The sequence below is a fragment of the Phenylobacterium sp. genome (genome assembly GCF_031412415.1).
GTDB lineage: Bacteria > Pseudomonadota > Alphaproteobacteria > Caulobacterales > Caulobacteraceae > Phenylobacterium.
In genome coordinates, this window is sequence record NZ_JANOCX010000340.1 from 1 (window position 1) to 7915 (window position 7915).

Genomic DNA, 7915 nt, shown 5'->3' on the forward strand with positions numbered 1-7915 from the left:
CCCTCGACGCCTCGTCGCGGACGGCCCTGAACGAAGACTTCAAGGCCCTGCGCGACCAGATCTCGAAGGCGGTCAACAACGCCGAGTTCAACGGCGCGAACATGATCAAGACCGGTGGCGCGACGATGGCGGCCCTCGCCAACAGCGACGGCACCTCGAAGATCACCGTTGCGGCCCAGAGCCTGGCTCTCGGCGGCGCCAACGTCACCGTGACGGCGGCGGGTTCGATCGGCACCGTGACCACGGCCACGGCCATGATCGCGACCATCAAGACCTCGATCACCAACGTCTCGACCGCTCTGTCGAAGCTGGGCACCGGCTCCAAGTCGATCGCCTCGCACCTGGACTTCACCAACAAGCTCCAGGACTCGATCGACGCCGGCGTGGGTAACCTCGTCGACGCCGACCTGGCCAAGGAAAGCGCCCGTCTGCAGTCGCTGCAAACCAAGCAGCAGCTGGGGATCCAGGCCCTGTCCATCGCCAATCAGGGTTCGTCGCAGCTCCTCGGTCTCTTCCGATAGGACGCACGCGGCCGCGGGGCCTTCGCCCCGCGGTGACTGTGGGCGGGGGGAGGGGAGACCCTCCCGCCGCTGCACGGTCCAGCAGGGACGTCGAACGCTCAACCGGCGTCGGCGAACGGAGAAATGGAAAACAAACTTGCAGCTATCGCGCCGGTAACCGACCCGACCCTCAACCCGGCGGTGTCTGTCCGCACGACGCCCGAACCGAGCGTCGCCGCAAAGGCTCCCGTCGAGACGGGTCCCGATGCGGCCGACCTGCGTCTGGTGATCGAAGAGGGCGGCGGATCGTACGTCTACAAGACGATCGACCGACGCACGGGTGAAGTCGTCGCGCAATTTCCTCGGGAAGAAATCCTGAAGATGCGCGAGGAGACCGCCTACGAGGCCGGCGCCGTCATCAGCGCGAGCGCCTGACACCCGAGACCGGTGGTTTCAGCCGGTCCGCAAAGGATTCAAACCGCCCCGGGATACCGGTCGGCGGCCGCGACCATTTGGGCTGTTAACCTTCTGGACACCATGATTCCATAGCCTCTCCCGCAGAAAGAACCGTCCCCGGCGAGTCGAAAAACGCCGTACTAGGGGGCCGGGTTCGAGAGGAGAGCGGGTCCATGTCGATCAGCGTACACACCAACAAGTCGGCCCTGACCGCACTTCAGAACCTCAACAAGACAAACGATCAGCTCGCCGACACCCAGAACCGGATCAATACCGGGCTGAAGATCGGCAACGCCAAGGACAACGCCTCGGTCTGGTCCATCGCCCAGGGGCAGCGCGCCGATATCGGCGCGCTCTCGGCGGTGACCATGAGCCTCAATCGCGCGCAGTCCATCGCCGAGGTCTCGATGAGCGCCGGGGAGTCGGTCTCCGACCTGCTGGTTCAACTCAAGGAGAAGGTGGTCGCGGCGCAAGACACCTCCCTCGACGCCACTTCGCGTGGCGCGTTGAACGCAGACTTCCGCTCGATCCTTCGGCAGATCACCCAGGTCGTCACGAACTCGGAGTTCGACGGCGCGAATATCCTCAATGGCTCGATCACCGGCAGCATCCGCTTCCTCGCCAATGCCGACGCCAACGCCTACATCACGCTGTCCACGCAGAACATGAGCCTGGGCGGCGGCATCATCACGCTGGCGGCGACCGCGTCGATCAGCACCGTGACCCTGGCGGCCGCGGCTCTGACCGCGCTGACCACCTCGATGACCGGCGTCAACCAAGCGCTGGGCAATCTGGGCGCGCAGGCCAAGCAGATCGAGGCGCACAACAAGTTCGTCGGCAAGCTGCAGGATGTGCTGCAGGCCGGTGTCGGCAATCTGGTGGACGCGGATCTGGCCAAGGAAAGCGCCAGGCTTCAGGCGCTTCAGGTTCAGCAACAGCTGGGCGCCCAAGCTCTGTCGATCGCTAACCAGGCGCCGCAGATCGTGCTGCAGCTCTTCCAGAACTAGGTCGGTTCCAGCCGCGGCTGAAGGGTTGGGCGCCTCATCCAGGCCCTTCGCGGCAAGGGATTCATCTTAACCCTTAACCCCCTGTCAGTCCTTCCCAGGCCAAGGTCGGGTGGCGGGACTGCGCCCGCCCATGGTGGATCATGGCGATCAGCTTCGACACCAATCTGCTAACCAGCTACTACCAGTCCCGCTACGCCGGGACGGGGGGCGCCAACACGTCCGCCTTGCTGTCGAAGAAGTATGCGCCCACCGCGCCGTGGTCGATCACGAACACCAAGGTCGACGAGCAGATCTCCGCGGCGGTCAAAAACGCCATGCTCGGCAAGAAGCTGGTCGACGAGACGTCGGCGAAGCTCGACCTGCCGGGCGCCAGCGCCGACTACCGCAAGCTGTTCGCGCTGTACCAGGGGCTGAGCACCCTGAACGGCGTTGCCGAGCGGATGAACACCAAGAATCTGACGTCCTTCGAGAAGACCAAGATCCAGCAGGTCTTCGCCAAGGGGTTGGCGGAGATCACCGCCTATACCGACAACGCCGAGTTCGACGAAATTCGCTTGAACCGCGGCGAGTTGATGGCCTCGGCCAAGACCAAGATTGGCGTCCCCGTCGCCAACACCGACTACCTCGGCGGCGTGGCCCTGCTCAAAGGCGACAGTTCAACGGTCGTACCCGCCTTCACCGGCGATGTGAAATTCACGATGTCTATCAAGCGCGTGAACGTGACTCATAATGTGTCGATTGATCTCGACGACATGGGTGCGACGCCGCGCACGCTGAGCAACGTCATCGCCCATATCAACGGCAAGCTGGCCGCCGACGGCCTGGAGACACGCTTCGCCAGCCAGCGCGTGCCGGGCGAGGCGCGGACGATCACGGTGGCCGGGAAGCCTGTGACCCTGCCGGCCACGCAGGATTCCTGGGCGCTCAAGGTCAAGGTCGATTCCGGGGAGACGGTCACTTTCGGCGCGCCGACCAGCGCGGGCTCGGTCTACGTCGCCCAGAGCGTCGGCGACCCCAACCCGGACGGCAAGACCACCACCAATGACGGCGTCACCCAGCGCCAACTGCTCAAGTTCCAGACCGACACCACCACCGTCGCCGCGCCGCCGCAGCAGACGGGGGAGGCCAACTGGGTCGACGGCCGCGCCTGGGCCGAGGACCTCGCCAAGTCCGTGCAGAACGTACGCGCCACCACGGTCGGCCCCGACGGCTCGGTCTATGTGCTGGCCGACGTCAACGCCGCGGTCGAGGGCCAGGAGATCAAGGGCGACAAGGATGTCGCGCTGCTGAAGTACGATTCGGCGGGCAAGCTGCTCTACACGCGCACCTTGGGCGCGGCCGATCAGGCCACGGGCATGGCCCTGGCGGTGTCGGCCGACGGCAAGATCGCCATCGCCGGTTCGGTGACTGGCGGGCTGCAGGGCGCCGTGGACGGTCCGGTGAACTCCGGCGCCACCGGCAGCTTCGCCAACAATTCCGACAGCTTCGTCACCCTCTATGACGCCGAGGGCCAAGAGGTGTGGACGCAGCGCCGCGGCGCCCGCCAAGCCGACGAGGCGACCAATCTCGCCTTCGCCGCCGACGGCACGGTCTATGTGGCTGGACGCTCGAAGTCGGCGATGCCGGGCGCCACGGCGATCGGGGACTGGGACGGATACGTGCAGGCCTTCAAGGCCGACGCCACGGGCAAGGTGAGCACCCTGTTCACCCAGTCCTTCGGTTCGACCGGCGCGGACAAGCCGGCCGGCCTCGTCGTCGACGGCACGTCGCTAGTCGTGGCCTCCAATGAGAACGGCCGCGCGGTGCTGCGCCGTTTCGACGTTTCCACCACGACGCCGTCGCTCACCGCCACGCGCGACCTTGGCGATCTGCAGGGCGGGGAAATCGCCGGGCTCGGGATCGACGGCGGTCAGGTGGTTATCGCGGGCACGACCGCCAACGGCGCGCTCTCGGGCGGTACCGTGACGCGGGCGCTTTCCGGCGGCACGGACGCCTTCGCCGCGCGGCTGGACGCCAGCCTCTCGGCCAGCGGAAGCGACCGGCTGGCCTACTATGGCGGGACCGGCGACGACCGGGTCAGTTCGGTGGCGGTCGCCGGCGGCCAGGTGTGGATCGCCGGATCGGCTGGGACCGATCTGCCCGGGCAGCCGGCCGTGGGCAAGAAGGACGGCTTCCTCACCCGGCTGGACCTGGACACCGGCGCCATCGACTGGTCGCGACGGTTCACGGGCAAGGAGGGCCATGCCGCCCCCACGGCCATCGCCATCGACACGCAAGGCGCCACGGTCCTGGACCGACTGGGGCTGCCAAAGGGCACTCTGGACTTCACGGATTCCGCGCAGATCAGCGCCATGAGCTCGGTTCGCCCCGGCGATCAGTTCCAGGTCCAGACCGGCGGCGGCGCCAAGAAGACCATCACCATCGAGAACGGCGAGACCTTCACCACCCTGGCGGCCAAACTGAAGCGCGCGCTGGGTTTCCAGGCCAAGGTCGAGACCGTCACGGTCGAAGGCACGCGCCGTCTACAGATCAAGCCGCTGAACGACCGCTCCACCATCGAGCTGTTCGAGGGCAAGACCGGCAAGGACGCGCTCAGCCTGATGGGCCTGACCGAGGGCATCATTCGCAACACCACGAGCGTGGACGGCAAGACCGTTCCGGCGGACGGCAAGGCGATGATGTTCGGCCTGGGCCTGCCTACCGACCTCAATCTCGAGGACCAGGAACAGGTCAACCACACCCTGGCCGAGCTGACCGCGGCCATGAACCAGATCCGCGCGGCCTATAAGCATCTGCAGACCGCCTCGACGCCCAAGGCGGTGCTCGACGCGCAGAAGGCCGCCGCCGCCGCCGCGGGCGGCAAGGTCCCCAGCTATCTGACCAACCAGATCGCCAACTACCAGGCCGCCCTCGATCGCCTCGGCGGCTAGGCGCCTTGAATCCTTCGCGGACGCGGTCTAGCGAAGGTCCATGGAATTCCTGAAAGATCGGCGAAGCCAACTCGTCCTGGCGGGCGGCGCGTTCGCCCTCGTGGCGGGCGTCGGCATCGCCGCTTGGATGGTCTCCGGCGGCAAGGATGAGACGGTTCCGCCACCTCCGGCCTCGCAAGGGGGCCTCGTGGTCGAGACTGGGGCGGTCGACGACGGACGCCTGGATCCGGCGCGTCCGCTGCGCTGCTACGTGGCGGGCCAGTATGTGGGCGAGATCACCCTGGCCGATTGCGCCCAGCGCAACGGCGTCGCCACCGGCGCCCTGGATGTCGGCGTCGACGAGGCCGGCAACCTGGCCGCCGCCGATCAGGCCGGGACAATGCTGACTCCGCTGCCGCCACAGGACGAAACGCCTGTCGAGACGCCCGTCGCCAGCGCCCCGGCCGTCAGCTCGCCCTCCGCGCCGCCCACCGCCGCGGCCGCACCGATGGGCGCATGCTGGCGCTACGCCGACGGCGGGTGGCGCAAGCAACCGGCCGACATGAGCCTCAACGCCTGTGTCCAGTCCCTGTTCGCCGGCCGTTGCGAACGGGCTGGCGGCGCCACCTATGGCCGCTGGATGCAGCAGACCCTGCGCCTGGTGCCCGGACGGGTAGAGGTCTCGGGCGACAACCGCAGCTTCCGGCTACTGACCGGCCAGGCGGACAACTGCGCCATCGCTCCGATCGGGTAACGCCTTCCGCTCGCCGCAATCACAGCTATAGCTTGGCGCATGCTCCGCACCGTCCTCATCGCCGGCCTGTCCGTCCTGGCCCTCGCCGCCTGCGCCAAGAAGACCGTTCCTCCAGGCGGGGAGGGGGTTTGCTGGCATGTGGGGCAGGGGAAGGACGGCGAGCTCAAGTACAACAAGCTGGCCTCCAACGTCGCCGACCTGGAACACTGCGCCGGGGCGCTGGAATCGATGCGGCTGAAGTTCCTCCGCATGGGCGGCTCGAACACCGAGATGATCGGCGCCTTCAAGGGCAACTTCATCTTCATCGACCGTATCGGGATATCGACGGCGCCCTCGCTCGAATCCCATCGCTACCTGGCGCTGGTCCGCACCGGCGATGGCCGCCTGGCGCCCCCCGGGGCCATGCCGCAGCGCTAGGCGCGGCGTTCCGGCGCATCACACGCCTGTGGACGAAGGTGCGCGGATGAGAACAAAATTAGAACATCGGCATTGATCCGCCGATCCGCCTCCGCTAGCGTCCCGGCCGAGCGCAAGCGCGCGAGCACGGAAAGCAAGGGACAGTCACATGGCGGGCAGCGTCAACAAGGTCATTCTGGTCGGCAATCTGGGCGCCGACCCCGAAATCCGCAGCCTCACCTCCGGTGATCGTGTCGCCAATCTGCGCGTCGCGACCTCGGAAACCTGGCGCGACAAGTCCTCGGGCGAGCGCAAGGAAAAGACCGAGTGGCACCGGGTGGTGATCTTCAACGACAACCTCGTGAAGGTGGCCGAGCAATATCTGCGCAAGGGGTCCAAGGTCTATCTCGAGGGCTCGATCCAGACCCGCAAGTGGACCGACCAATCGGGCGTGGAGAAGTTCTCCACCGAGGTCGTGCTGCAGAAGTTCCGCGGTGAATTGACCATGCTGGACGGCCGCGGCGACGGCGAGGGCGCGAGTTCTGGCGGCGACTACGGCGGCGCGAGCAGCGGTGGCGGCGGCTTCGGCGGCGGCGGACAGCGACGCCCGGCCTCGGGACCGCGCGAGGACTTCTCCGCCGATCTCGACGACGAGATTCCGTTCTAGATTGCGGTCGCGCCGAGGCCTCGCGGCCTCGGCGTTCTCGCTTACCCCGCCGGGATGACCGCGCAGGCGATGCGTGCGCCAGCGCCGCCGATCGGCTGGGTCTTGTGGTCGTCCGCGGCGGCGTGGATCACCAGGGCTGAGCCATCCTTGTCCATCAGGGCCTCGCGCCCCGCCGTGGCGGTGAGCGAAACATAGGTCGAGAACACCTCGGCCTTGCCCGCGCCGTCGGCGGCCACATGGATGTTCGGCAGGTCGCCTGCTTCATTGGCGTCGGGGTTCAGCAGACCGTGGACCATGGTCGCCTTGCCGTGCACGTGACCCCCGGCCGAGGTGAAGTCGGCTTTTGAACAGTCACCCTTCTCGTGGAAGTGCAGGCCGTGCCAGCCCGGCGCCGCGCCGGTGAGTTCGATCCGGGCCAGCAATCCGTTGGGCGCCTGGGTCAGGGTGGCGGAGCCCACCACCGCGCCGGTCGAATTCTTCAATTCGATCCGCTGGTTGACGGGCGCATCGGCCGCAGTCGCCGTACCGGCGAAAAGGGTGGCGGCGAGGGCGGCGAAGGCATATCTCATCGGGACTAGCACCTGGGTTCGAAACGACACGGACATTGGCCTTGCGGCCTCCGGGATGGTAACTCTTGAACCCTGTTTTGTGTCCGATTCTAAACGGCTAAATCCTCTCCTTGACCGACGAAACCCAAACCCCGCCGGATGACGGGCGGCGCGGGGGCATCGCCCCTATCGCCATCGAAGATGAGCTGAAGCGCTCATATCTCGACTACGCCATGAGCGTGATCGTCAGCCGCGCCCTGCCGGACGCGCGTGACGGTCTCAAGCCCGTGCACCGCCGTATCCTCTTCTCCATGAACGAGCAGGGGCACACCCCCGACCGCTCGTATGTGAAGTCCGCGCGGATCGTCGGCGACGTGATGGGCAAGTACCCTCCGCACGGCGACGCCGCGATCTACTTCACCATGGTTCGGATGGCCCAGCCGTTCTCCATGGGCCTGCTGCTGATCGACGGTCAGGGCAATTTCGGCTCGGTGGACAACGATCCCCCGGCCGCCATGCGCTACACTGAAAGCCGCATGACCAAGGCCGCGATGCAGATCGTGGCCGACCTGGACAAGGACACCGTCGACTTCAAGGAAAACTACGACGGCTCCGAGAGCGAGCCGATGGTGCTGCCCTCGCGCATCCCGAACCTTTTGGTCAATGGGGCGGGCGGCA

The 7915-nt window shown here is 66.7% G+C and carries 9 protein-coding genes; 8 read left to right on the plus strand and 1 reads right to left on the minus strand.

Annotated elements, in window-relative coordinates; genetic code table 11:
- The 7 genes from RMO04_RS16420 to ssb form a co-directional block, all read left to right on the plus strand.
- A partial coding sequence (locus RMO04_RS16420; RefSeq protein WP_309645850.1) for a flagellin occupies positions 1-521 on the plus strand: 521 nt, incomplete at its 5' end.
- 123 nt (positions 522-644) lie between these two features.
- The gene (locus RMO04_RS16425) at positions 645-935 is read left to right on the plus strand and encodes a flagellar protein FlaG (protein ID WP_309645851.1); all 291 of its coding nucleotides are present in this window, start codon (positions 645-647) and stop codon (positions 933-935) included.
- Positions 936-1129: 194 nt separating this feature from the next.
- Positions 1130-1963 carry a flagellin gene (locus RMO04_RS16430; protein WP_309645852.1) on the plus strand — a complete coding sequence of 278 codons (834 nt, stop codon included), beginning with the start codon at positions 1130-1132 and terminating at the stop codon, positions 1961-1963.
- Positions 1964-2103: 140 nt separating this feature from the next.
- Positions 2104-4893 carry a hypothetical protein gene (locus tag RMO04_RS16435; protein ID WP_309645853.1) on the plus strand — a complete coding sequence of 930 codons (2790 nt, stop codon included), beginning with the start codon at positions 2104-2106 and terminating at the stop codon, positions 4891-4893.
- A 40-nt stretch (positions 4894-4933) separates the two neighbouring features.
- Positions 4934-5626, plus strand: coding sequence for a hypothetical protein (locus RMO04_RS16440; protein ID WP_309645854.1), 693 nt, complete (start codon positions 4934-4936; stop codon positions 5624-5626).
- Between the two features lie 39 nt (positions 5627-5665).
- Positions 5666-6043 (plus strand): hypothetical protein, encoded by a 378-nt coding sequence (locus RMO04_RS16445; protein ID WP_309645855.1) that lies wholly within the window; start codon positions 5666-5668, stop codon positions 6041-6043.
- Positions 6044-6191: 148 nt separating this feature from the next.
- Positions 6192-6689, plus strand: coding sequence for a single-stranded DNA-binding protein (gene ssb / locus RMO04_RS16450; RefSeq protein ID WP_305676683.1), 498 nt, complete (start codon positions 6192-6194; stop codon positions 6687-6689).
- A gap of 41 nt (positions 6690-6730) precedes the next feature.
- On the opposite strand, the gene RMO04_RS16455 is transcribed toward ssb, so the two are convergent.
- A complete protein-coding gene (locus RMO04_RS16455) occupies positions 6731-7258 on the minus strand; it encodes a superoxide dismutase family protein (protein ID WP_309645856.1) in 528 nt (175 codons plus the stop codon).
- A 110-nt stretch (positions 7259-7368) separates the two neighbouring features.
- Here RMO04_RS16455 and RMO04_RS16460 point away from each other — a divergent pair.
- A partial coding sequence (locus RMO04_RS16460) for a DNA gyrase subunit A (RefSeq protein WP_309645857.1) occupies positions 7369-7915 on the plus strand: 547 nt, incomplete at its 3' end.

Bases quoted from the DNA above. Each gene is read 5' to 3' on its own strand.
- RMO04_RS16445 (WP_309645855.1), top strand. From the start codon at position 5,666: ATGCTCCGCACCGTCCTCATCGCCGGCCTGTCCGTCCTGGCCCTCGCC.
- RMO04_RS16435 (WP_309645853.1), top strand. From the start codon at position 2,104: ATGGCGATCAGCTTCGACACCAATCTGCTAACCAGCTACTACCAGTCC.
- RMO04_RS16425 (WP_309645851.1), top strand. From the start codon at position 645: ATGGAAAACAAACTTGCAGCTATCGCGCCGGTAACCGACCCGACCCTC.
- RMO04_RS16430 (WP_309645852.1), top strand. From the start codon at position 1,130: ATGTCGATCAGCGTACACACCAACAAGTCGGCCCTGACCGCACTTCAG.
- ssb (WP_305676683.1), top strand. From the start codon at position 6,192: ATGGCGGGCAGCGTCAACAAGGTCATTCTGGTCGGCAATCTGGGCGCC.
- RMO04_RS16440 (WP_309645854.1), top strand. From the start codon at position 4,934: ATGGAATTCCTGAAAGATCGGCGAAGCCAACTCGTCCTGGCGGGCGGC.
- RMO04_RS16455 (WP_309645856.1), bottom strand. From the start codon at position 7,258: ATGAGATATGCCTTCGCCGCCCTCGCCGCCACCCTTTTCGCCGGTACG.